We start from the raw sequence: 22011 nt of genomic DNA, 5'->3' as shown, positions 1-22011 counted from the left end.
AGCGTCGCCAGACGATGTCGTCGGCGGTCTCGGCCCATTCCGTGTTGATCAGATACCGGACTTCGGCCTCCGTCAGGTCGGCGAGTGCGGCGCCGTCGGTCAGAAGATCGGAGCGCGAGAGCTTGTAGGCGCGGGCGAAGCCGCCGTTCAGAAGTGCTGTTTCGGGCTCCAGCCGGTAAATGACGAAATCGGGAAAGTCGACATAGAGCTTGGCCTTGGGATGGCGTGCGAGATAGCGGCGTTTGGCGCGTTCATGAGTGTCTGCGCCAGGTTCCAGCCGCGCGGCGACAGCCTTCACCGAAAGGCGGGGGTGAGCCAAGGGGTCGCCCTTGCCGGGCTCGCCGATGAGGAGTGAGCAGCGGGGATCGGCTTGAAGTCCTTTCGTATGCGCGGAGAGGCCGGAAACCAGAATGATCGGTGCGCCGTCGAGGTCGGTGGCGGTGGCGGCGCGGGTGGCGAAGGGGGCGCCGTCATCTGGATCGAGGGTCGCCAGCGCGCCGAAGCGGGATGTCCGCAACAGCGTTTTGCCAAGGCGGATGGCATCCGCGTCGGTGTCCAGAATAACGTCTTTCTTCTTCTCTTCGCTCATCATGGCCTCAATGCGTTGAAGCCTCTCCTTCGCCGATGATGCCTTCGGCTGCAAGCCTTCGTTGCTCCTCTTCGCTTATGCCGAACTCCGAGAGCGATAAAGCCGTATTGACGTGCGGCGCCGTTTCAGCCGGTGTGCGTGAAAAGCGCGGGGCGGGTGCGGGGCGCAAAAATTCCTCGTTCTCCACATGCGCCCGGCGTGCGCGGTTGTGTGGATGGCGGGCGGCTTCACCGGGCGTCAGGACGGGTGCGACGCAGGCATCCGAACCCTCGAAACGCTCCACCCAGAAGGCACGGTCTTGCGACTTGAAGGATTGAGCGATCACTGTGCGCATTTCGGGCCAGCACCGCTGATCGTATTGCGCGGCCGTCATCGCATCGTTCAATGGCAGAAGACGTGCGAATTCCGCGAAAAACTGAGGCTCGAGGCATGCGACCGCCATGCATTGCCCGTCCGCCGTTTCATAGGTGTCATAGAAGGGCGCGCCGCCATCGAGCAGGTTGGTGCCGCGTTCCGGTCGCCAGAAACCTGTCGCCATGAACCCGAAAAACGGGGCAGCCAACATGGAGGCGCCGTCGGTCATGGCTGCGTCCACCACCTGTCCCTTGCCGGATTGGCTACGTTCCAGAAGCGCTGCCAGAATGCCGGCGATGAGAAACATCGTTCCCCCGCCATAGTCACCGACGAGGTTGAGCGGTGGCACAGGGCGTTGGTCCTTGCGGCCGATCATGGAGAGCACACCGGAATAGGCGAGATAGGTAAGATCGTGACCGGCGCGGTCCGCAAGCGGGCCATCCTGGCCGAAACCTGTCATTCGGGCGTAAATGAGGCCGGGATTATCACCCAGGGCCATATCCGGTCCGGCGCCGAGGCGTTCCATGACGCCGGGGCGAAATCCCTCCATCAACACATCCGCATGGCGCATCATTTGCAGGAGAAGCGCCTGGCCGGCGGCCCGTTTCAAGTCGAGTTTCAGGATTTGCCGCCCATGCCGGTCGAGATCGTATTGCGGCGGCACGTTTAGGAAATCGCGCTTGGCGTCCTTGCGTTCGATGCGCAGCACGGTTGCGCCCATTTCCGCCAGCATGAGCCCGGCGAGCGGCACCGGCCCCAGACCCGCCATCTCTATGACGGTGAGGCCTGCGAGCGGTCCTTTCCGGTTGTCGCTCATGCCTTGCCTATTTCGGCGCCATGCGGATTGCGCCGTCGAGGCGGATCGTTTCGCCGTTCAGCATCTGATTTTCCACAATGTGGCAGGCAAGCGCCGCATATTCGGAGGGTTCGCCGAGGCGCGGCGGGAAGGGCACCTGTTGGCCGAGAGACGCCTGCGCGTCTTCCGGCAAACCCGCCATCATCGGCGTCTTGAAGATGCCTGGCGCAATGGTGCACACGCGTATGCCTGAACGTGAAAGATCGCGCGCTATCGGCAGCGTCATGCCCACCACGCCGCCCTTGGATGCGGAATAGGCGACCTGGCCGATCTGTCCGTCGAAAGCGGCGACCGAGGCCGTGTTGACGATGACGCCGCGTTCGCCGCCGGTGAGCGGTTCGAGTTCCTGGGCCTGAGCCGCATAGAGCCGGATCATGTTGAACGTGCCGAGAAGGTTGATCTCGAGCACTTTGCGGTAGAGATCGAGCGGATGCGGTCCGTCCTTGCCGACGGTTTTCATGGCGATGGCGATTCCGGCGCAATTGACCAGAATACGTGGTGGACCGAGTTTCTCGGTCGCCTCTGCAATGGCCGCCTTGCCGTCATCCTCGCTCGTCACGTCGCACTTCACGGCGATGCCGTCGATATCCTCAGCCACGCGCTCTGCCTTGTCCATGCCGACATCCGCGATGGCGATCCTGGCGCCTCTGGCTGCAAGGGCCCGCGCCGTCGCTTCGCCGAGCCCCGAGCCCCCGCCCGTGACGAGCGCAACAATGCCGGATGGATTCATGAACAGGCCTCCCTTCCTTCGTTTCGGAAGGCACAGTAGCCGGGGATAGGGATGTGGGAAAGATGCTGCGGGGACTGCATGGCGCAAGGCCGATGTGCGGGGTGTGTTGTGCGACCGATCACGATCCCCGCATTGCCTCGGGTCCGTAGGCGCTGAGGAAAATCCGCACGCTTTCCTGCGCGTGTTCCCGGCGTTGCCTGGTGCCGGGAAGAGCGGCATTGCCCAAAAGCATTGCCGCATTCGTTGGAGCCCCCATCAATATCCAGTTGAAATAGGCGGCGGCATTGGCCGGATCGGGGACGTCGAGTCGACCCGCGTCATTGTAGTGCGCGAAGAGGCGGGCAAACCTTTCGATGGATTTGCGCGGACCGTTGTCGAAAAGCGCAACGCCGAGATCGGGGAAGCGCTCGATCTCGCCGATCACCATACGGCGCAACTGCATCAACCTTGGGGTCAGAACGACGTTCAACTGGTTTATTGCCGCTTCCATCAGGACGTCCTCGACCGGACGGCCGTCCGGTGCAGCTTCGGTGTCTTCATGCAATGCATGGGCGGCTGTCCCCGTCATGGAAATCACGACTTCGCGAAACAGCGCCTCTTTCGATTTGAAATGCGCGTAGACCGTTTGCTTCGACATGCCTGCCGTCTCGGCCACCTGGTCCATGCTGGTGCCGAGAAATCCGTTCTTCAAGAACACGCGCTCCGCCGCGGTCAGAATGTTCTGCCGAGTGCGTTGCTGGCGGGCTGTGGCGTTGCTGCTCATCCTGGCCGTCCCTCGGTTCGCGGGACGGAGCATAGCACGCGCGCTTGACAGATAAAACTAGACCGTACAGTCTAGTTTTGAGAGTATGAGGTTGCGGAATGACCGTTGCGACACGATTGACATGCAAATGCGGGCTGGTGGGTTTGCGTGTAGAAGGCAAGCCGATCCTGAGCACCGAATGCCTGTGTTCGGATTGCCAGCAGGCTGGAAGCGTTTTCCAGTCGTTGCCCGGCGCGCCATCGACGCTTGACGACAGGCGCGCGACCCGCTTCGTTCTTTATCGGAAGGACCGGGTTCATTGCGAAGCGGGCGGTGACTTGCTGCGCGAACACCGTCTGACTGCGGATAGCAAGACGCGTCGTGTGATCGCCTCCTGCTGCAACACGCCGATCTTTCTGGATTTCACCCAGGGCCACTGGCTGAGCGTCTACGGCAATCTTTGGCCGAGCGATGCGATACCGCCCCTGCAATTGAGAACGGCGACGGGTGACGCACCGGCAAGTATTGCCTTGCCCGACGATGTGCCCAACGCTTCCGGGCACGGTTTCGGCTTCTTCGCAAAATTGATGCTCGCCTGGGCCGCGATGGGCTTTCGAAGGCCCAGGATTGATTACGTCAAAGGGGCACTGAAAACTTAGCGCAATCCGGGAACGACAGCACATGCCCCGTCTTTCAAATATGGCAGGGCGTGCGCGGTCCTTGCGTCAACGCCGTATGATGGAGCCCAGCACGTCGCGAATGCCGATGGCGCCCAGGAAGCGCGAGGCGTCGTCGAACAGGGCCACCGGTGCCGTTTGCGATTGCTGCATGGCACGCATCACCGTTTTCAGCGACGTACCGGCGGTTGCCCAGAAGACCTTCGGTTTGTCTTCCGGTAATTCCTCGATATCGTCGCAGGAGACCCATATCGCCGGTTCGCCATTGCGCTCGGCATCGACAACCAGCATGTTTTCGTCGAACTTGAAGCGCGTTGTCCGCCGGCGATCGAGCCAGAGCCAGCCTTCGCCGGCCGCCTCCAGATCGCGCACGTCGCGCATCACGTTCCAGGCTGTCAGCACCGAAAGCGGGTTCACATTGGAGATAAAGTCGCGGACATAGTCGTTCTCTGGCTTCAGCACGATGTCCTCGGGCGCACCCGTCTGGACGATCCGTCCCCCTTCCATGATGGAAATACGGTTGCCGATCTTCAACGCCTCTTCGAGGTCGTGACTGACGAACAGGATGGTCTTCTTCAACCGTTCCTGCAATTCGATCAGCTCGTCTTGCAGCTTGGTGCGGATCAGCGGATCGAGCGCGGAGAACGGCTCGTCCATCAGCAGGATCGGTGCTTCCGTTGCAAAGGCGCGGGCAAGGCCGACGCGTTGCTGCATGCCGCCCGAGAGCTCGTGTGCGTATTTGTCGGCCCAGTCCGTCAGATGCACCAGGTCGAGCTGCGCCATCACGCGCTCCTTGCGTTCCTTCGCCGGAACGCCCGCAAGTTCGAGGCCGAATCCGACATTCTCAGCCACCGTGCGCCAGGGCAGGAGTGCGAATTGCTGGAACACCATGGCCACGCATTCGCGGCGGATCCTGCGCAGTTCCGCCTGTGAGCAGTCGACCACGTCGGCCTGCCAGTCGTCGTCATGAACGATGACCTTGCCGCGCGCCACCGTGTTCAGCCGGTTGACGGCACGCAGCAATGTAGACTTGCCGGAACCCGAAAGCCCCATCAGGACGGAAATCTCACCGCGCTCGACGGTGAGATCGCAATTCGCGCAACCGAGCACCGCGCCCGTTTCGGCAAGGATCTCCTCGCGGTTCTTGCCCGCATCCACGAGCGGCAGTGCATCGGCCTTCTGCCGGTCGTCGCCGAACAGGATGTCGACTTTCTGAAAATCGATGGCCACGCTCATTTGCCGTTCCCCCGTTCGATGCGTGCGATGCGATCGAGAATGATCGCCAGCACCACGATGGCAAGGCCCGCTTCGAGGCCGAGAGGAATGTTGACCGAGTTCAGTGCCCGCACCACCGGTTTGCCGAGCCCGTCGGCGCCGATCAGCGCGGCGATCACCACCATGGAGAGCGACAGCATGATGCACTGCGTCAGTCCTGCCATGATGGAGGGCAGGGCGGCGGGCAGTTCCACCTTCCACAAAAGCTGGCGCTTGGTGGCGCCGAAGGCCTGGCCGGCCTCCAGCATGGGTTGTGGCACGGATGTGATGCCGAGATAGGTGAGCCGGATCGGTGCAGGAGACGCGAAAATGACCGTTACGATCAGGCCGGGCGCGGCGCCGAGGCCGAACAGGATCAGCACGGGAATCAGATAAACGAAGGTCGGCAGCGTTTGCATGAGGTCGAGAATGGGGCGCAGCACTCGGTAGACACGGGCGTTGTGCGCCGCCCAGATGCCCACCGGCACACCGATCGCCATGGAGACGGCTGCCGCCGCGACCACGAGAACCAGTGTCTCGACGGTCTCTTCCCACAGGCCCTGGTTGATGATGAAGAGCAGGCCAAGGCCGACGCCGAGGGCGAGCTTCCATGAACGCTGTAGCGCGTAAGCCAGCGCGGCGATGGCCAGCACCAGAATGATGGGGGGAATGACAAGCAGGATATCCACCAGCCCGTCGAGCACATCGGCAAGCGCATCTGCCAGCGTGTCGAACAGCCAGGCGAAATTGGTGGTCAGGAAGTCGAAAAAGTCACGGCCCCACCGGCCGATGGGAATTTTCCAGTCAGCGATCCATTCTGAAAGAGGGTCCATGAGCCCGCGCGGTTCCTTTCTTCGGATTTTTTCTTATGCGTTGACGGTCGCCATTGGCTCTGGCGACCGGCACCCGGCCGGATCCGGGTGCCGGGGTGTCTGCCGATGCGTGCCCGCCTCGAGATCGGGGGCGCATCGGCTGATCGTCGCTTACATGCCCAGATGGGCTTTGACGGCGTCGAGGCCCGGCTCATCCGTCAGCGTGGTCACGCCTTCGAGCCAGGGTGTCATCGCGTCGGGATTCGCCTGGAGCCATTCCGTAGCGGCCTTTTGCGGCTCTGCGCCGTCATCCAGGATCTTGCCCATGATCTCGTTTTCCATCTGGAGAGAAAAGACCATGTTTTTCAGTAGTTTGCCGAGGTTTGGGCACTCTTCGGACAGGCCCGCGCGCGTGTTGGTGTGCACCGTCGCACCGCCGTAATTCGGGCCGAACACGTCGTCGCCGCCCTCAAGATAGGTCATTTCGATATTGGCGTTCATCGGGTGCGGTTCCCAGCCGAGGAACACCACGTGTTCTTTCGACCCCACGGCGCGGCGCACTTGCGATAGCATGCCGGCTTCCGAGCTTTCCACCACTTCGAAGTCCTTGAGGCCGAACGTGTCGTTTTCGATCATGTCGAGGATCAGACGGTTGCCGTCATTGCCGGGTTCGATGCCGTAGATCTTGCCGTCCAGCTCTTCGGTAAACTTGGCGATGTCGGCAAAGCTCTTCAGGCCCGCGTCGTAGGTATATTGCGGAACGGCCAGCGTGTATTTCGCGCCTTCCAGATTGGTCACCACGGTTTCAACCGTGCCATCCTCGCGGTAGGGGGCGATGTCGGCTTCCATGGTCGGCATCCAGTTGCCGAGAAAGACATCGACATCGTTGTTCTTGAGCGAGGCATAGGTGACCGGCACGGAAAGCACCTGCGTCTCGGGTTCGTAGCCGAGACCTTCCAGCACCACCGAAGCGGTCGCGGTTGTTGCGGTGATGTCGGTCCAGCCGACGTCGGAGAAGGTGATGGATTTGCAGGATTCCGGATCCGCGGCCAGGGCGGCGCCCGATGCCAGGCTCGCTGCGACCCCCAGGATCAAGGTCGCTTTTCGGCTGGATAACATGACGGCTCTCCTCTGTGGTTGTTGTTCGGCAGAGCGCGGGTCTTAACCGGCTTTGCTCATTATTTCAAAGGCAAGCACCAATTCAGGATCGCTGCAAGCACAAACAGGGAGTTGCTGGCGCCAAACAACGCGCCCTATGCGACGGTATTCCCGTGGAAGAAAACAATGCGACGTTTTCTATGGCGCCCATGTGGTGTTTAACAGCGCCAACGGGACAGGCAGCGCGATGGCAAAGCTCTATTTTCACTATGCGACGATGAATGCCGGCAAGTCGACCATGCTTCTTCAGGCATCCTACAACTATCGCGAACGCGGAATGAACACGATGCTGTTCGTTGCCGGCCATTACCGCAAGGAAGATGGCGGCTATATCTCGTCGCGCATCGGGCTCGACAGCGATGCGGAAATGTTCCGCGACGGCGATGATCTTTACGCGCGTATCGCCGAGCATCACAGCCACGCGACGGTCCATTGCGTCTTCGTTGACGAAGCACAGTTTCTTGAAGAAGAGCAGGTCTGGCAGTTGGCGCGGGTCGCCGATAGGCTGGGCGTCCCCGTCATGTGCTACGGGTTGCGGACCGATTTCCAGGGCAATCTGTTTACCGGATCGCAGGCGCTGCTTGCGCTGGCCGACGAGTTGCGCGAGGTGCGCACCATCTGTCGCTGCGGCCGCAAGGCCACCATGGTGGTGCGGCTCGGGCCTGACGGCAAAGTCGCCCGCAAAGGCGCGCAGGTGGCCATCGGCAAGGATGTCTATGTCTCGCTTTGCCGAAAGCACTGGGAAGAGGAGATGGGTCGCTGGAAGGCGGAAGATCTCGTGGGGTTCGCCGGCAGCATTGCCGAATAGATCAGGCGACGCCCAGAAAGCGGATCAGCGCGTAGCTCACGATGCCGAGAACGGTCAGCGACAGAAGGGCGGCGACGATCACGCGTCCGCTGCTTTTCATCACGCTGCGAATGTCCACCGTCAGGCCGAGCGCCGCCATGGCGATGATTGTCAGAAGCCCGGATGCCTCGTGCATCGCCGGCAGGGCCGGGGAAGGGATCAGATCCGCCGAACGCAGCCCCATCATGACAAGAAAGCCGATGATGAACCACGGAACCATCTGCAGGAAATGAAGTTTGGTTCCGTGCTGCCGGCCGTGCGCGAGACCCAGAAAAAAGACGACCGGTCCAAGCATCAACACGCGCACGAGTTTCACCAGGGTGCCGACCTGGATGCCGATCTGTCCCGCGGGCGCCGCTGCGGCCAGGACCTGCGGCACGGCATAGACCGTCAGACCCGCGAGAACGCCGGACTGCACCGGGCTCATGCCGACGGCGACATAAATGACGGGCAGCAGCAACACGACGAGAATGCTTAGGAATGCGGTGAAGGACAGGGATGCGGCCACTTCCGAGGCTTCGGCGCGGATCACCGGCGCGGCGGCGGCGATTGCCGAATTGCCGCAGATGGAATTGCCGCAGGCGACCAGTGTCGAAAGTCCCGGAGAGAGGCCGAGCGCGCGGCTGATCGCATAGCCGGCAAGCAGCGACAGCGCCACCACGCCGACAATGCCGCCGACGAGCCCAAATCCCGCATCGCCGAGCGCACCGAGACTGATGGATGCGCCGAGCAGCACGATCGCCACTTCCAGCACGGCCTTCGCGCAAAAGTCGATACCGGGACGGAAAATGGCACTTACTCTGGCGAGCGAACTGATGGCCGCGCCGAACAGTATGGCGAGCACCAGGCCTTCGAGCCAGACCTCGCCGAACCATGCCCGTTCCGCCCAGGCCGCCGCCAGTGCCAATCCCGCGACAAGCACGGAAAGAAGAAGGCCGGGCAAAAGCTGGAGCGGATGACGAAGTGCGGACATTTTCCGGTTCTTTGGATCGGCCTGATGTGACGAACGCTTCCTTGTTCGCATGACGTTTTATGGATTTCCATCGAATAGTCTGGCATGTATCATTCGATTGGATCGAATGATGATATGACTTTTGAACAATTGTTGATCTTCGTTGCCGTCGCCGAGCGGGAGCATCTGACCCAGGCCGCCACGGCTGTCGGGCGCACGCCTTCAGCGGTCAGCGCTTCGATCAAGGCGCTGGAAAGCTATTACGGTGTCGAGCTTTTTCACCGGGTTGGCCGGCGCATCGAATTGACTCGTGTCGGCCGGGTGTTTTTGGGGGAGGCGCAGGCCACGCTTGCCCGTGTCCGCTCGGCCGAGACAATGCTGTCGGAGCTTGGCGGCCTTCGCCGCGGCACGCTCAACGTTCACGCGAGCCAGACCGTGGCGAGCTATTGGCTGCCGCCGGTTCTGATGCGCTTTCACAAGCTGTATCCAGGCATTTCTCTCAAGCTTACCGTCGGCAACACGCGGATGGTGGCCGATGCAATGCTGGAAGGTGTGGCCGAGGTCGGTCTGGTCGAAGGCAGGGTGGACGAGGCGGTTCTTTCCGTACGTCGGGTGGACCGGGATGTGATGGCGGTGGTGGTCGCCCCCGGCCACCCCTGGGCGATCGGGCGGGTGCTTCAACCGGGAGATCTCGTCACGGGTGCGTCATGGGTCATGCGCGAGGAGGGGTCGGGCACGCGCACTGCCTTTGAAAGCACGCTCGTGGAGATGGGCATCGATCCGGCGGCGCTCGACCTGGTGATGGATTTTCCCTCCAATGAGGCGGTGCTTTCGGCTGTGCGCGAGAGCGGTTGCGCGGCTGCGGTTTCCATGGCTGCAGCGGGGCCTCTTGTTGAGCGTGGTCTCCTCAAACTTGCGAACATCGATCTCGGTGCGCGCGATTTCAGCCTGCTTCGCCACAAGGAGAGGCGGCAAAGCGGTGCAGCCACCGCCCTGGAGGAATTGTGCGTCGAGGCGGGTAACGTCTTTCAATCGTCAATCGACCCACATATATTTCCGCAACCCTGACCTTTGCGGAGCGTTTCATCATGGCCACCTTGCAGAATTTCGACACGGAGATCGCGAAGACCCGTGAGGTGGTCGACGAGATGCGGTCGAAGATCGAGCAGTCGGGCACGGTGCTGGACAAGTTCGCGCGCACCGACGAGAAGATCGGCCAGGCCGATTTCGACATCGAGAACGCTCGTATTCAGGATGTGCTCACTCAGCAGAAGGTGATGGAGACCAACATCGCCGACCTGATCATCGGACTCGAGGATGCTACCAACGTGTTTGGCTCCGAGTTCGAGAGCATGAAGAGTTACACCGGTTGGGAAAACTTTATCGGCATCTTCTCCAAACAGAGGAAGCAGCGCATGCGCACCGAGCGTGTGCGCAACATGTCGCTTTCGGGAAACCTGCAGGAATTGCTTTCGAAATCCGACACGATCACCGGCATTTTGAAGGATCAGAAGCAGGTATTGGAAGAGCGCTACCAGACTTCCGAAACGAGCCTTGCGAAGGTGATCGAGCGGCGCAAAACCACGATGGAGACGCTGGAGACGACACAAAAGCGCATCGAGGAGCTGAACCCGATGCTGCTCGACATCGAGAACAAGATTGCGGCCTCGACCAACCAGAAGGACCGCGCCGGGCTTGAAGGCGAGCGCTCCAAGCTTGCGACCGAATACAACGAAGCGCAGGCCAAGGAGCAGGAACTGCTCGCCGAAAGCCAAACGCTCGAACGCTACACGTCCATGTTCCAGACGTTCGTGGATTCGCTCAACAACCAGATCGCCGCCCAGTCGACGCTCATCAACAAGCTGACCATCGACACCGAGCAACGCATCGTTCTTTACAAGGCGCTCGAAGATTCGCTGAAGACCGCGGCCCAGCAGGACGTCGCCCACCGCATCAATACGCTTGGTTCCAAGGTTGACAACACCGCAGAAGAGACCATGGCCGGCATCGGCGCAGCCGCGCAGCGCCACATCGGAGATTTGCTCGAACTGCACGAGAAGAACATGGTCACCACCGCCGACATCCAGCGTCGCAAGAAGCTTGCCGACGATGCCTTCGCCCGTCGCTTCGAAGATGTGATGAAGAAGCACGATGCGGCCAATTACATCCGCACCTGATGATGTGTACCGTGCCTGACGTGTCCATGCGGTGCGCGCTTCGCCTTTCCAGGTTGCCCACACCATGAATCCCGCCAACCGGGCAGCCGACCGTTATTTCGATGCGATCGCCTCCGCGCTCGAGGGGCTTGGCGTGTATTTTGGCGACCGCACGGCCTCGCCCTTCCAGTCGCACGGTCTCGTGGCCGAGGTTGTCGCCCCTTATATCGGGCGGCTCGAGCGCTCCTTTGACTGCTGGCAGAATCGCCTGGGCTTCATGGAGAAATTCCGTATCCAGCGGGCGGAAAGCGGCTATCCGGTTTTTCAGAGCGTGCTCGAACTGGAGAACGACCGGCGTCAGGCCGAAAAGCGCCTGGCCGGCATATCGGGGCCCGACGAATTGCGCGCCGAAATGGTCGATTTCATCCTGCGTCATCGCGCGTTTCCCGCCGAACTCCAACAATCCATGGCTGAACGCCTTTATCTGGAAGAGGTGAAGGAAGGAAACGTCTTTTCGCCCTTCATTTTGCCCGAAACGGTGCGCGTTTCGGTGAATCCGAGGACGAAACGGCCTTACTATCTGGTGCATTGGGGCGCTTTCGACGGAAGTTCGAGCCTGCCCATGGTCTATATGGCGGCGGTGGAGGATTCCTCGCCGGCCATGGTCAAGGCGCTCGTTTCCGGCGATGGCAAGCTCAAGAAGGATGTCGAGTTCGGCCTGCCCGTGGGCGGTCTGCTCAACCCGGAACTTGCCCATCAGTTCGACGATTTCGCCGAGAAGAACTCTGCTTATTCCCTGTCGCCGGCCACGATTGCCGGCAATCTCGACAAGGATTTCGATCATCTTCACCCCAAGCAACTGCGCCGGGTGGTGCTGGGGCCGTTCTACACGGCCGGCATCACGGAGAACAATTCGACCGTCTCCGAGGTGCTCGGCAAAGTGCGCCGACAGGAGAATGCGTGGCTTCTCACCTGGACGGTGCAGGAGGTTTATTCAAAGACCGAGCGCCCGGCGCGCAAGGGGCTGTGGTCCAGCCAGCCGGCGCGTGAGGAGTTCTTCATCGACACCGACGATCTGGACGCAGCCCGCATGGGCGTGAGCGCTTTCGAACAGCATGCGCTCGTGCCGCACGAGGCTTACCAGGCGCTTTATGCGGCCGGCGAGGCGCAGAAGATTTTCGATGGCTACGACGTGCACGTCATTTCCGGCGGGCGGGTCATCACCGACGTATAGGACATTTCATGGACACCGGCCTGACGACCATCGACGAGAAGGATATCGAGAAATACCGCGCCACGGCGCAGAGCCTCGTGACGCGTTTCGTGGTCCTTCAAAGCGATAACGGCCGTTCGGGCACGGAGATCGCCGGTACCGGGCGGCGTTTCGTGTCGACCGTTTCCACCGGTGCGCTGCGCAAGACGCGCGAGGTGGAACTGGCGAAAACCGTCGCCGCCATCCGCCAGGGCGACCCGATGCTCTCCATTCCGCAGCACACGCTGCTTTTTCGCGCCCGGCGCGGGGCGGCAGTGGCACTTGCGGTGGCCGATGTCTTTGCGCGGTCAACCGAACTTGAAAGCCTTCAGGAGCGAAACGCCCGCAGCCCGCTGGAAGGGGCGGCGGCGCAGTCCTATCACACGCTCCTGCAGGCATCGGCCTATGTCGCGGCCTTCACGCTCTCATCCTATCTTCTGCAGATGCTCGATGCCGACAGCGAGCCGGTGAACGACACGGATGAACCGGATTTCCAGTTCGACACCCCGCAGGATGCATTGAAAAGTGTGCTCGCCGCGCTTGATGGCGCGATTACAGATGCTGGCGACGACACGGCGATGACCGCGCGCGCCCGCGCGCTTGCCCGCATTGCCATCGAGGGGCTTTTGCAGCGCCGCAGCCGTTTCACCGGTCTCGGTGCGTTTGAAGACACGCATATGCGGCTTGAGGCCGACGATTTTACGCTGGACGGGTTCGACGTGGCGCCGGGAAGCCGGCGCAAGCCGCTCGTCATGACGTTCAAGAAGCCCAACGAGATCATCGGCAATCACATCGCCAAATATCAGGCCATGAAGCTCGCCAAGATGCTGATGGCCTATGATTTCGAGCGCCAGCTCAACCCTTTTGTTGAACTCGGCGGATTTCTCTTCACCTTCATCGGCGACGGCGCGCCGGGCACCGGCAAGACCATTCTCATCCAGATGACCGCCGGGCTTTTGAACGATTACTGCCAGATTGCGGGCGTTCCGTTCCATTACGAGAATTTCGGCGTCGACCAGATTTCCTCCTATCAGGGAAAGTCGGGGCAGAACTGCAAGCAGTTCATGGAAAATGTTCTGAGCCCGCGCGCCATTGGCTTCGGCACCATCGACGACATCGACCAGGTCGCGGCCAAGCGCTCCGACGACCGGGCATCCGCCGGCCAGCAGGAGGTGACGGGCGTTTTGATGGAAAGCTTTGCGGGTGCGGGCACCGTGGTGCGCGGCAATTGCTCCTTCGGCATGTTCTCCAATTATCCGGAGAATGTGGACGATGCGCTGCGCCAGCGTGCCGGCGCGCGCTGGCTTGTCGACGGACCGCAGACGTTCGAGGATTACGTCGACATTTTCGTGCTTCTTGCGGGTAAGAACCATTCGATCCCGCTTGGCGAGCACGAGCCGTTTGCAACGCAGGAAATCAAGCGCGCGGTGGAAACTGCCTATGAGGCGCATTCGAAACCGCAGGAAGAAGGGCTTGCAAAGGTCTATGAGCGCTTCCTGAACGATCGCGGCGAGCCGAAAACGCTGACGGATATCGGCGCCTATCTCCACGAGATCAAGCTGGCGGAGCCGCGCTTCACCGGCCGCGCGATCAAAAACATCACCGACGCCATCAAGATGCGCGCCATGGATATCGAGCTTCCGGACGAATGGTTCGAGACGCCTGATGCCTTCATGCGCAAGTCCTATGATGAGAAAGAAGCGATGATCGCCGAACTGCGCCGACCATTCACGATGGACATGGTGATGCAGGAGATCAACCGTTATGCGGATTCGGAATTCCGCTATTCGGACCGTTCGGACGACGCGGCCGTCTCCACCATCGTCCGCGACCAGCGCCTGCGCGAACGCGCCCTGCGCGAGATCGAGGACATGAAGGCGAGGGGTGTTTGGTGAACCTCCTTCGCGAAAATGATCTGATCTTCGGTCGCCTTCTGAAAATCGAGGAACCGCATCTGATCGCGCGCTACAACAAGGCGCTCGATGCTTTTGGCGTGCGGCAGACGAAACTCGCCTCCTTCGAGATAGACCGCACCGGCTTCTCGCCGCAGATCGCCGAGGAACTGGGCGACGAGCAGTATCTCGACCCCAACGGGATCAACCGGCGCTTCATCATCCTCACCCCGGCGCAGATCGAATTGCCTGTGGTGCACACGGCCTTCTCGAACACCTCGCAGCTCGTCTACGAATTCATGATGGCCAATGCCCGCGCCATCAACGCCATCACCATCAAGGACGTGGTCTATGGTGAGATCGAGGAGCAGGTGAACCAGGTGCGCGACATTGAGGATCTGCTCTCCATCGTGCAGGTGGAGTTCAAGGTCCTGTCGGCGGAAGACTTGCTCGGCAAGGCGGCGGAACTCGGGCGATTGGCGGACCGTGTGAGGCACGAACCAGACGCTTGGCGCGACGATACGCTGCTCAACCGTATGGTGGCGCTTGCGCGCGAAACCGGCGATATCCGTGAGAACAGCCTCGTGCCCGAACAGGTCGTGTTCCGGCACGATGCCTATTGGACCAGCCATTTCGGCGGCGTATACATTTTCGTCGACCGCGATGCCACCACTGTGATCGCCGATCCGGCGACGCCGGGCTTCCGCCGCTCGCGGCCCTGGCAGGTGAGCTATCTGTCGAAGGACGATCCGGCGCGCATTTTCCGGTTCCTGGCCGAAACCGGCCGCATCCAGTTGCCGCGCGCCTCGTGGATCGAGCGGTCGGACTATCTCGCCCATCGCGGCGAGATGGTGCTGCTCGATATGGTGCGCCGTGAAGACCCGGATGCCGATTTCGCGCGCATCGACCCGGTCTGGCTCCAGACGTGGACGCACCGCAATGCAGGACATGTGGCTGGCGAGGGGAGCATCCCCTTTCTCAATGCCGCCGTGCGCGAGATCGGTCAGACGGGCAGGCTCAAGATCGAGGAAATCCCACCGCATCTGCGCTTTCTTGTGACGCGGGCCGACCCCGAACACAGGGACGCCTGGCTCACCAACCGGTTGATCTCCGATTTTGTACCGTCCGATTTTATCGCTCGCTATGTCTTCAACAAGCAGGGCTTCTATCAGGATTACGAAACCTGGCCGGAGACATGGCGCGAATATGTTGTGGCGCGGCTCAAAACCGCCTATCTCAAGGATAAGCCGGCGCTGAGGAAGCGCCTCTACGGCCTGGACTAAAATCGCCCGAGGGAGGCGCTTCGTGCTCGATCCGATCGTTGATTTCTTCACCCGCGTCTTTCACTGGATCGGTCGTGGCCTCGGACTCGTGATCGCCTGGATATTGTGGCCTTTCATGGCGGCCGGGCGCTGGTATACGCGTCGCGGCTGGATTGTGCGCGGTTCCGTGGGACTGGCGCTTCTCGCCCTCATCGGCTTTTACGGCTATTTCTTCTGGCAAACGCAGGTCTGGTCGTCCTTCGACCCGGACTATGTCGAAGAATATCAGCTCGATGCGCGTGGCGTTTCCGCCGGCGAGCAGACGGCGGCCACGCAGGGCGGCGAGACGCGCACCTGTGGGCGCTCGGCCATCGTCGATCTGACTGCGGATCTGACCGACTTCAACGTCAACGAGAACGCATGGATTTCGTCCATGCTGCTTTACAAACTCGGTTTCTTTTTCGCGCTCGACTGGGACGACACGCCCTTTTTCGACAACAAGGCGTCGTTTCAGCGCGGCATCAACCAGGCCACACGCCGCAGCGCCATCGAGTTGGTCGATGCGCTCGGACGCGTGCGCGGTACCTCGCAGATCGATCGCGACCTTCAGAACGCGCGTGGCGCACTGACCTTCGATGAGGAGACCTGGTATTTCGGATTGAGCCCGTTCGGTCCCAAGACGCCGACGCCGAGCTTCTACCGTTCCGCCATTCGTGACCTGCGAAGCTTTAATGACCGTCTTGAGACTTGCGAGGCGGTGTTCGATGCACGCGCCGACAATCTGATTCAGTATCTGGACCGTATTGCCAGCGATCTGGGATCCACCTCCGATCTTCTGCGCCAGCGTTCGGAGAACTACAATTCCGGCTGGTTCGACACCCGCGCTGACGACCGTTTCTGGTTCGCCTATGGCCAGCTCTACGCCTATTACGGCCTCCTGAAGGCGGCGGGTGCGGATTTCGAGGATGTCATCAAGCAGCGTTCGCTGGGCTCGCTCTGGGATACCACGGAGGAGCAGTTCCGCGCCGCTCTCGACGTCCAGCCTTTCATCATCTCCAATGGCCGCGAGGATGGCTGGATCATGCCCACGCATCTCGCCACGATGGGCTTTTACATCCTGCGTGTGCGCTCCAATCTCGTCGAGCTGCGGCTGGTGCTCGACCGATAGAGAAAGCAACGGCATCGATTTGGAAATGGTCGTTTTCTTCTGTTCGTTCGGCGGTGAATTGAAGCTGCCATCGCCGGGAAACGCGCCATGCTGATCACCATTGCCGTTTCCGGGTATCGTTCGGTGCGCGATCTTGTTCTGCCGCTCGATCGGCTCAACGTCATTTCCGGCGCCAATGGCAGCGGCAAGTCGAGCCTTTACCGATCCATCAGATTGCTCGCCGACACGGCTCAGGGTGCGGTCGCTGCCTCGCTTGCGCGAGAGGGCGGGCTGACCTCGGCGCTGTGGGCCGGCCCGGAGCGCTTCTCCGCGGCCATGAAACGGGGTGAACAGCCTGTTCAGGGAACCATACGCAAGGAGTCCGTAAGCCTGCGGCTCGGCTTTGCAGACGAGGATTACGGCTATGCGGTCGATCTTGGACTGCCGGTTCCGGCAAGCAGCGCCTTCAACGGCGATCCGGTCATCAAGGCCGAAGCCGTTTGGACGGGAGAAAAGCTCGCCCGTCACAATGTTTTTGCCGAAAGGCGGGGGCCGCATGTCGGTGTCCTCGACGAGACGGGTGCGCGCAAAACGGTGATGAGCGGCCTGCCGTCTTTCGACAGCATGATGACCCATGCCGCCGATCCGAAGAATGCGCCCGAGCTGCTGCAGCTTCGCGAACGTATGCGCAGTTGGCGCTTTTATGATCATTTTCGCAGCGACTTCGAAGCACCTGCCCGTTTGCCGCAGGTCGGTACGCGCACGCCGGTCCTTGCCTCCGATGGCGCGGATCTGGCGGCGGCGTTACAGACGATAGTCGAAATAGGCGACCGCGACGCGCTGCTGGAGGCGGTGGACGATGCCTTTCCGGGCAGTGCGGTGGAAGTCTCCGTTAGCCCGGACGGTATGTTCGAGACGCGTATGCGCCAGCATGGGCTTTTGCGGTCGTTGCGCGCATCCGAACTGTCGGACGGGACGCTGCGCTACCTCTGTCTTGTGGCGGCACTTCTTTCGCCGCGCCCTCCACCGCTTATGGTGCTGAACGAGCCTGAAACCAGCCTGCATCCCTCCCTCCTGGCACCGCTTGCACGGCTTTTGAGCCGCACGTGCCTGTCCTCGCAATTCATTGTGGTCACGCATTCGCACACCCTTGCCGAGGCGCTGCGCGATCAGGGAACTGCACGCTTCTTCACTCTGAAGAAGGAGTTGGGGGAAACGGTCGTCGAGGAGGAGTACGAGAAACCGGCCTGGGTTTGGCCGTCGCGATAGCGGCTCCTGTCGCATTTCACGCATTGCGCGCCTCTTTTGCGACGGTGGACGTTTCCATTTCGCGGCTTTATGCCATTCGGCGAACGTTGCGGACCACCGGGAGAGGGAATCATCGTCATGGCCGAAGTGAAATCCGATATCGAAATTGCCCGCGCGGCGAAGAAAAAGCCGATCCAGGAGATCGGCGCCAGACTGGATATTCCATCCGAGCATCTTCTGCCCTACGGCCATGACAAGGCAAAGGTTTCGGCCGAATTCATCGCTGAGGCCCGCAAGAACGAGAATGGCAAGCTGATCCTCGTCACGGCGATCAATCCGACCCCCGCCGGCGAGGGCAAGACCACCACCACGGTCGGCCTCGGCGACGGCCTGAACCGTATCGGCAAGAAGGCGGCGATCTGCATCCGCGAGGCTTCGCTCGGCCCCTGTTTCGGCGTCAAGGGCGGCGCTGCCGGCGGCGGCTATGCTCAGGTGGTGCCGATGGAGGATATGAACCTTCATTTCACCGGCGATTTTCACGCCATCACCTCGGCCCACAATCTGCTCTCGGCTCTGATCGACAATCACATCTACTGGGGCAATGCCGAGGAGATCGACATTCGCCGCGTGGCGTGGCGGCGTGTGATGGACATGAACGACCGGGCGCTGCGCGAGGTCGTCTGTTCGCTGGGCGGTGTGGCCAACGGCTTTCCGCGCGAGGCGGGTTTCGACATCACCGTGGCGTCTGAGGTCATGGCCATTCTGTGTCTAGCGACGGACCTGAAGGATCTGGAGAAGCGCCTCGGCGACATCATCATCGCCTATCGCCGCGACAAGAGCCCGGTCTATGCCCGCGACATCAAGGCCGATGGCGCCATGACCGTGCTTCTGAAGGATGCGCTTCAGCCCAACCTGGTTCAAACGCTGGAAAACAATCCGGCTTTCGTCCATGGCGGTCCCTTCGCCAACATCGCTCATGGCTGCAATTCGGTCATGGCGACCACCACGGCGCTCAGGATTTCCGACTATGTGGTAACGGAGGCAGGTTTCGGCGCCGATCTCGGTGCGGAGAAATTTTTCGATATCAAGTGCCGCAAGGCGGGGCTCAAGCCGGCTGCCGCTGTTATCGTCGCGACGGTACGGGCGCTCAAGATGAACGGTGGTGTGAAGAAGGACGATCTAGGCGCGGAAAATGTCGAGGCGGTTAAGGCGGGCTGTGTCAATCTCGGCCGCCACATCGAGAATGTGAAGCAGTTCGGTGTGCCGGCCATTGTCGCGATCAACCATTTTCACACGGACACCGATGCTGAGATCGAGGCGGTGAAAGCTTATGTCGCCGGGCAGGGCGAAGAAGCGGTTCTGTGTCGCCACTGGGCTGAAGGATCCGCCGGCATCGAGGAACTGGCGCACAAGGTCGTGGCGCTTGCCGAGAGCGGCGCGTCTCAGTTCGCCCCGCTCTATGCAGATGACATGCCGCTTTTCGACAAGATCGACACGGTGGTCAAACGCATTTATCGCGGGTCGGAGGCCATCGCCGACAAATCCGTGCGCAATCAGCTCAAACAATGGGAGGAACAGGGCTATGGCCATCTGCCCGTGTGCATGGCCAAGACGCAGTATTCCTTCTCCACCGACCCCAATCTGCGCGGTGCGCCCACCGGTCATGTGGTGCCGATCCGCGAGGTGCGGCTGTCGGCCGGCGCCGGTTTCGTGGTGGCGATCTGCGGTGAGATCATGACCATGCCGGGGCTGCCGAAAGTGCCGTCGTCCGAGCGTATTTTCCTCAATGAAAACGGACTTATAGAGGGGCTTTCCTAATAAGTTGATTCTGGATCGGAAGGCAGGCCAGGCGCCTGCCCCTTTATGTACGGTCCTATTCCGGTACGCGTGTGAGCACGCGAAAAGCCAAGGCTGCCAGTGCGAGGGCAAGAACGAGCCCGATGACCGCGCTTAGCGACAGGCCGGCTACGAACGCCTCTCTCCCGACGACGAGAAGCTCCTCGCCCTTTTTCTCGTCGATCTGCCCGGCGGCGGTCACTGCGTTGCCGAGCGATTCCATCGCCTCCATTGTGCGGTTTGCGCCGAACGTTTCGGGCAGAGACTGTGCGACCTGATTGCGGTAGACGGCGGTGGCGAGGCTGCCGATCACGGCCAGCCCGAGAGCCATGCCGAATTCGCCGCTCATCTCGGAAAGGCCGGATGCCTCGCCGGCGCGTTCTTCGGGGGCGGCGCTGACGATGATGTTGACGATCAACGCCATTGTCGCGCTGGAGCCGATCGTGATGAGGGCAAGCCCGCCGAGTACGGTTTGCAATGCGCCTTCGGCCGGGACAAGTGCGAGAAGGGCAAATCCTGTTGCGGCGACGAGCATTAAAAATCCTGTCACGCTGCCCGGGTGCAGGATGCGGGTTGCCGTTGGCGCAAGCAGGGCGGCGGCAATGCCCGCGAGCATTGGCGGCAGCATCGCGAGACCGGCTTCCAGCGGCGACAAACCAGCGACCAGTTGCAGATACTGGGTCGAGAGAAAATAGGGTGTCGCCACTGCGAAGATTGTAAGGAATTGTGTGGCAAGGCCGGCGCTGAACCGCAAGTTCTTGAAGAGTGACAGGTCCAGCATCGGATCGGAGAGCGTCGTCTGTCGGTAGACAAACATGATGCCCAGGCAAAACCCGGCAGCGAGCGTCGAGAGGGCCTGGAGGTCGAGCGCTACGGAAGCCACGTGTTTCACGCCGTAAACGGTAACGAGGACCGCGCACAGGAACAGCGCTGCGCTCGCCAGATCGAGCCGGCCACCGCGCGTGCGTGCGCTTTCCGGCAGGACGAACGGTGCGATGATCAGAAGAAGAAGCATCAGCGGCACGTTGAGCAGGAAGACCGAACCCCACCAGAAATATTCGAGAAGCGCGCCGCCGATAATCGGGCCGATTGTCGTTCCAGCCATGAACATGCTCGACCATATGGCGATTGCCACGCCTCGCTGCCGATTGTCACGAAACATATCGGTCAGGAGAGCGAGGGTGGAGGGCATGAGCGCAGCCGCCGAGATTCCGAGCAGCGCGCGGGCGGCAATCAGTGTCGCGGCGCTCCCGGCAATGGCGGCGATCGCCGATGCGGCACCGAAAAAGACGGCGCCGGCAAGGAGCAGTCTGCGCCGACCGATGCGGTCGCCGAGCGTTCCCATCACCACCAGGCAGCCCGCAATCATGAAGCCGTAAATATCGACAATCCACAGAAGCTGGGCACTGCTGGGGCGTAGCGCGGCGGTGAGGTGCGGCACCGCGAGATGCAGAACGGTCATGTCGATGGCTACGAGAAATGTGGGTAAAGCGAGAGTGGCCAGCCCGAGCCATTCCCGCATGGATGCTTTTGCGGGGGTGGGTGTGGCGGCGGCGATCCCTGTCGTGGCGGTCATGTGGGTATCCTTGAACATACCGGTTGCGAGGCGGCCGGCGTTGCCCCGCCAAGGCGGGAGCCGGCACATGCCTCACGCTTCTAGAAGTTCAAGTAAGCTTGAAGTAAAGCGTCGAATGTGAGATTTCTTTTGAACTGACAGGAGGCTCTCGATGCTGACCATCAACCAGGTTTCGCGCCGCAGCGGCGTCGCCGCATCCGCCTTGCGGTACTACGAAGAGAGAGGGTTGATTGCCTCGGAACGCGCCGGTTCGGGCCACCGACGCTATGAACGCGCGGTTTTGCGGCGCGTCGCCTTCATCGTTTTTGCGCAGCGGGTAGGGCTTTCGCTCGACGAAATCCGGGAAGAGTTGGACAAGTTGCCCACCGATCACGTGCCAAAGGGAGACGATTGGGCACGCCTTTCGGAAAACTGGACAAAACGCATCGACGAACGGATTGCCGAGATGGAGCGGCTGAAGCGCGGCCTCACCGAATGCATTTCCTGCGGATGTTTGTCGCTCGAAACCTGCGCGCTGACGAACCCGGCAGACCGGGCGGGCCGATTGGGGCCGGGACCGCGATACTGGGTGGGGAGCAGGGGGTAGGAACGTCGCCCGACTGTCGGCCATGCGTTCGGTTCGCGCATAGCGACTGCCAGCCGATTGGCAATTCCGTTCCGGGCGGCCCCTG

Annotated in this window: 20 protein-coding genes; 11 read left to right on the top strand and 9 right to left on the bottom strand. The window is 61.3% G+C overall.

Features of this window, described 5'->3' with window-relative positions; all coding sequences use genetic code 11:
- The 4 genes from QZ638_RS13270 to QZ638_RS13255 all read right to left on the bottom strand — a co-directional run.
- The coding region (locus QZ638_RS13270; RefSeq protein ID WP_295811203.1) for a HugZ family protein at nt 1–589 on the bottom strand (589 nt) is incomplete at its 3' end.
- 7 nt (nt 590–596) lie between these two features.
- The gene (locus QZ638_RS13265) at nt 597–1760 is read right to left on the bottom strand and encodes a CaiB/BaiF CoA-transferase family protein (protein WP_295811202.1); all 1164 of its coding nucleotides are present in this window, start codon (nt 1758–1760) and stop codon (nt 597–599) included.
- Between the two features lie 7 nt (nt 1761–1767).
- Nucleotides 1768–2529, bottom strand: a complete 762-nt coding sequence (locus QZ638_RS13260) for a 3-hydroxyacyl-CoA dehydrogenase (protein ID WP_295811200.1) — start codon at nt 2527–2529, stop codon at nt 1768–1770.
- Between the two features lie 118 nt (nt 2530–2647).
- Nucleotides 2648–3292 carry a TetR/AcrR family transcriptional regulator gene (locus QZ638_RS13255; protein ID WP_295811197.1) on the bottom strand — a complete coding sequence of 215 codons (645 nt, stop codon included), beginning with the start codon at nt 3290–3292 and terminating at the stop codon, nt 2648–2650.
- 98 nt (nt 3293–3390) lie between these two features.
- On the opposite strand from QZ638_RS13255, the gene QZ638_RS13250 reads away from it, so the two are divergent.
- On the top strand, nt 3391–3930 hold the full coding sequence (locus tag QZ638_RS13250; RefSeq protein WP_295811195.1) for a hypothetical protein: 540 nt from the start codon (nt 3391–3393) through the stop codon (nt 3928–3930).
- 66 nt (nt 3931–3996) lie between these two features.
- On the opposite strand, the gene choV is transcribed toward QZ638_RS13250, so the two are convergent.
- The 3 genes from choV to QZ638_RS13235 all read right to left on the bottom strand — a co-directional run bounded on the left by choV (nt 3997) and on the right by QZ638_RS13235 (nt 7133).
- Nucleotides 3997–5184: a choline ABC transporter ATP-binding protein gene (gene choV, locus QZ638_RS13245; protein ID WP_295811193.1), complete on the bottom strand. Its 1188-nt coding sequence runs from the start codon at nt 5182–5184 to the stop codon at nt 3997–3999.
- Complete coding sequence (choW, locus tag QZ638_RS13240; RefSeq protein ID WP_295811192.1) at nt 5181–6035, bottom strand: choline ABC transporter permease subunit; 855 nt, start codon at nt 6033–6035, stop codon at nt 5181–5183. Before choW ends, choV begins: the two co-directional genes overlap by 4 nt.
- Nucleotides 6036–6185: 150 nt before the next feature.
- Nucleotides 6186–7133: a choline ABC transporter substrate-binding protein gene (locus tag QZ638_RS13235; RefSeq protein WP_295811190.1), complete on the bottom strand. Its 948-nt coding sequence runs from the start codon at nt 7131–7133 to the stop codon at nt 6186–6188.
- A gap of 226 nt (nt 7134–7359) precedes the next feature.
- On the opposite strand from QZ638_RS13235, the gene QZ638_RS13230 reads away from it, so the two are divergent.
- Nucleotides 7360–7980, top strand: a complete 621-nt coding sequence (locus QZ638_RS13230; protein WP_295811187.1) for a thymidine kinase — start codon at nt 7360–7362, stop codon at nt 7978–7980.
- Between the two features lies 1 nt (nt 7981).
- Here QZ638_RS13230 and QZ638_RS13225 read toward each other — a convergent pair whose 3' ends face one another.
- Nucleotides 7982–8992 carry a putative sulfate exporter family transporter gene (locus QZ638_RS13225; RefSeq protein ID WP_295811185.1) on the bottom strand — a complete coding sequence of 337 codons (1011 nt, stop codon included), beginning with the start codon at nt 8990–8992 and terminating at the stop codon, nt 7982–7984.
- A 114-nt stretch (nt 8993–9106) separates the two neighbouring features.
- On the opposite strand from QZ638_RS13225, the gene QZ638_RS13220 reads away from it, so the two are divergent.
- From QZ638_RS13220 to QZ638_RS13185, 8 genes are all read left to right on the top strand, one after another.
- The gene (locus QZ638_RS13220; RefSeq protein WP_295811183.1) at nt 9107–10039 is read left to right on the top strand and encodes a LysR substrate-binding domain-containing protein; all 933 of its coding nucleotides are present in this window, start codon (nt 9107–9109) and stop codon (nt 10037–10039) included.
- Nucleotides 10040–10059: 20 nt separating this feature from the next.
- On the top strand, nt 10060–11148 hold the full coding sequence (locus QZ638_RS13215) for a hypothetical protein (RefSeq protein ID WP_295811180.1): 1089 nt from the start codon (nt 10060–10062) through the stop codon (nt 11146–11148).
- Nucleotides 11149–11212: 64 nt separating this feature from the next.
- The gene (locus QZ638_RS13210) at nt 11213–12361 is read left to right on the top strand and encodes a hypothetical protein (protein ID WP_295811179.1); all 1149 of its coding nucleotides are present in this window, start codon (nt 11213–11215) and stop codon (nt 12359–12361) included.
- A gap of 8 nt (nt 12362–12369) precedes the next feature.
- Entirely contained in the window at nt 12370–14274 is a 1905-nt protein-coding gene (locus QZ638_RS13205; RefSeq protein ID WP_295811177.1) for an AAA family ATPase, read from the top strand.
- Nucleotides 14271–15554 carry a DUF6638 family protein gene (locus tag QZ638_RS13200; RefSeq protein WP_295811174.1) on the top strand — a complete coding sequence of 428 codons (1284 nt, stop codon included), beginning with the start codon at nt 14271–14273 and terminating at the stop codon, nt 15552–15554. The genes QZ638_RS13205 and QZ638_RS13200 overlap by 4 nt, the downstream gene beginning before the upstream one ends.
- Nucleotides 15555–15576: 22 nt before the next feature.
- The gene (locus tag QZ638_RS13195; protein ID WP_295811172.1) at nt 15577–16701 is read left to right on the top strand and encodes a DUF2333 family protein; all 1125 of its coding nucleotides are present in this window, start codon (nt 15577–15579) and stop codon (nt 16699–16701) included.
- A gap of 87 nt (nt 16702–16788) precedes the next feature.
- Nucleotides 16789–17949: an AAA family ATPase gene (locus tag QZ638_RS13190; protein WP_295811170.1), complete on the top strand. Its 1161-nt coding sequence runs from the start codon at nt 16789–16791 to the stop codon at nt 17947–17949.
- A gap of 117 nt (nt 17950–18066) precedes the next feature.
- Nucleotides 18067–19746, top strand: coding sequence for a formate--tetrahydrofolate ligase (locus QZ638_RS13185; RefSeq protein WP_295811168.1), 1680 nt, complete (start codon nt 18067–18069; stop codon nt 19744–19746).
- Nucleotides 19747–19801: 55 nt separating this feature from the next.
- Here the strand turns inward: QZ638_RS13185 and QZ638_RS13180 are convergent, their stop codons facing one another.
- Entirely contained in the window at nt 19802–21340 is a 1539-nt protein-coding gene (locus QZ638_RS13180) for an MFS transporter (protein ID WP_295811167.1), read from the bottom strand.
- Nucleotides 21341–21491: 151 nt separating this feature from the next.
- Here QZ638_RS13180 and soxR point away from each other — a divergent pair, with 151 nt between their 5' ends.
- Nucleotides 21492–21926: a redox-sensitive transcriptional activator SoxR gene (gene soxR, locus QZ638_RS13175; RefSeq protein ID WP_295811165.1), complete on the top strand. Its 435-nt coding sequence runs from the start codon at nt 21492–21494 to the stop codon at nt 21924–21926.
- Nucleotides 21927–22011: the final 85 nt, after the last annotated feature.

The sequence above is a fragment of the uncultured Nitratireductor sp. genome (assembly GCF_913053745.1).
Classification (GTDB): domain Bacteria; phylum Pseudomonadota; class Alphaproteobacteria; order Rhizobiales; family Rhizobiaceae; genus Nitratireductor.
This window is presented reverse-complemented; position numbering and strand designations above follow the sequence as displayed.

Excerpts from the sequence above, each read along its gene's own strand:
- QZ638_RS13265 (WP_295811202.1), bottom strand. The coding sequence starts at position 1,760 with ATGAGCGACAACCGGAAAGGACCGCTCGCAGGCCTCACCGTCATAGAG.
- QZ638_RS13260 (WP_295811200.1), bottom strand. The coding sequence starts at position 2,529 with ATGAATCCATCCGGCATTGTTGCGCTCGTCACGGGCGGGGGCTCGGGG.
- QZ638_RS13255 (WP_295811197.1), bottom strand. The coding sequence starts at position 3,292 with ATGAGCAGCAACGCCACAGCCCGCCAGCAACGCACTCGGCAGAACATT.
- QZ638_RS13250 (WP_295811195.1), top strand. The coding sequence starts at position 3,391 with ATGACCGTTGCGACACGATTGACATGCAAATGCGGGCTGGTGGGTTTG.
- choV (WP_295811193.1), bottom strand. The coding sequence starts at position 5,184 with ATGAGCGTGGCCATCGATTTTCAGAAAGTCGACATCCTGTTCGGCGAC.
- choW (WP_295811192.1), bottom strand. The coding sequence starts at position 6,035 with ATGGACCCTCTTTCAGAATGGATCGCTGACTGGAAAATTCCCATCGGC.
- QZ638_RS13235 (WP_295811190.1), bottom strand. The coding sequence starts at position 7,133 with ATGTTATCCAGCCGAAAAGCGACCTTGATCCTGGGGGTCGCAGCGAGC.
- QZ638_RS13230 (WP_295811187.1), top strand. The coding sequence starts at position 7,360 with ATGGCAAAGCTCTATTTTCACTATGCGACGATGAATGCCGGCAAGTCG.
- QZ638_RS13225 (WP_295811185.1), bottom strand. The coding sequence starts at position 8,992 with ATGTCCGCACTTCGTCATCCGCTCCAGCTTTTGCCCGGCCTTCTTCTT.
- QZ638_RS13220 (WP_295811183.1), top strand. The coding sequence starts at position 9,107 with ATGACTTTTGAACAATTGTTGATCTTCGTTGCCGTCGCCGAGCGGGAG.
- QZ638_RS13215 (WP_295811180.1), top strand. The coding sequence starts at position 10,060 with ATGGCCACCTTGCAGAATTTCGACACGGAGATCGCGAAGACCCGTGAG.
- QZ638_RS13210 (WP_295811179.1), top strand. The coding sequence starts at position 11,213 with ATGAATCCCGCCAACCGGGCAGCCGACCGTTATTTCGATGCGATCGCC.
- QZ638_RS13205 (WP_295811177.1), top strand. The coding sequence starts at position 12,370 with ATGGACACCGGCCTGACGACCATCGACGAGAAGGATATCGAGAAATAC.
- QZ638_RS13190 (WP_295811170.1), top strand. The coding sequence starts at position 16,789 with ATGCTGATCACCATTGCCGTTTCCGGGTATCGTTCGGTGCGCGATCTT.
- QZ638_RS13185 (WP_295811168.1), top strand. The coding sequence starts at position 18,067 with ATGGCCGAAGTGAAATCCGATATCGAAATTGCCCGCGCGGCGAAGAAA.
- QZ638_RS13180 (WP_295811167.1), bottom strand. The coding sequence starts at position 21,340 with ATGACCGCCACGACAGGGATCGCCGCCGCCACACCCACCCCCGCAAAA.
- soxR (WP_295811165.1), top strand. The coding sequence starts at position 21,492 with ATGCTGACCATCAACCAGGTTTCGCGCCGCAGCGGCGTCGCCGCATCC.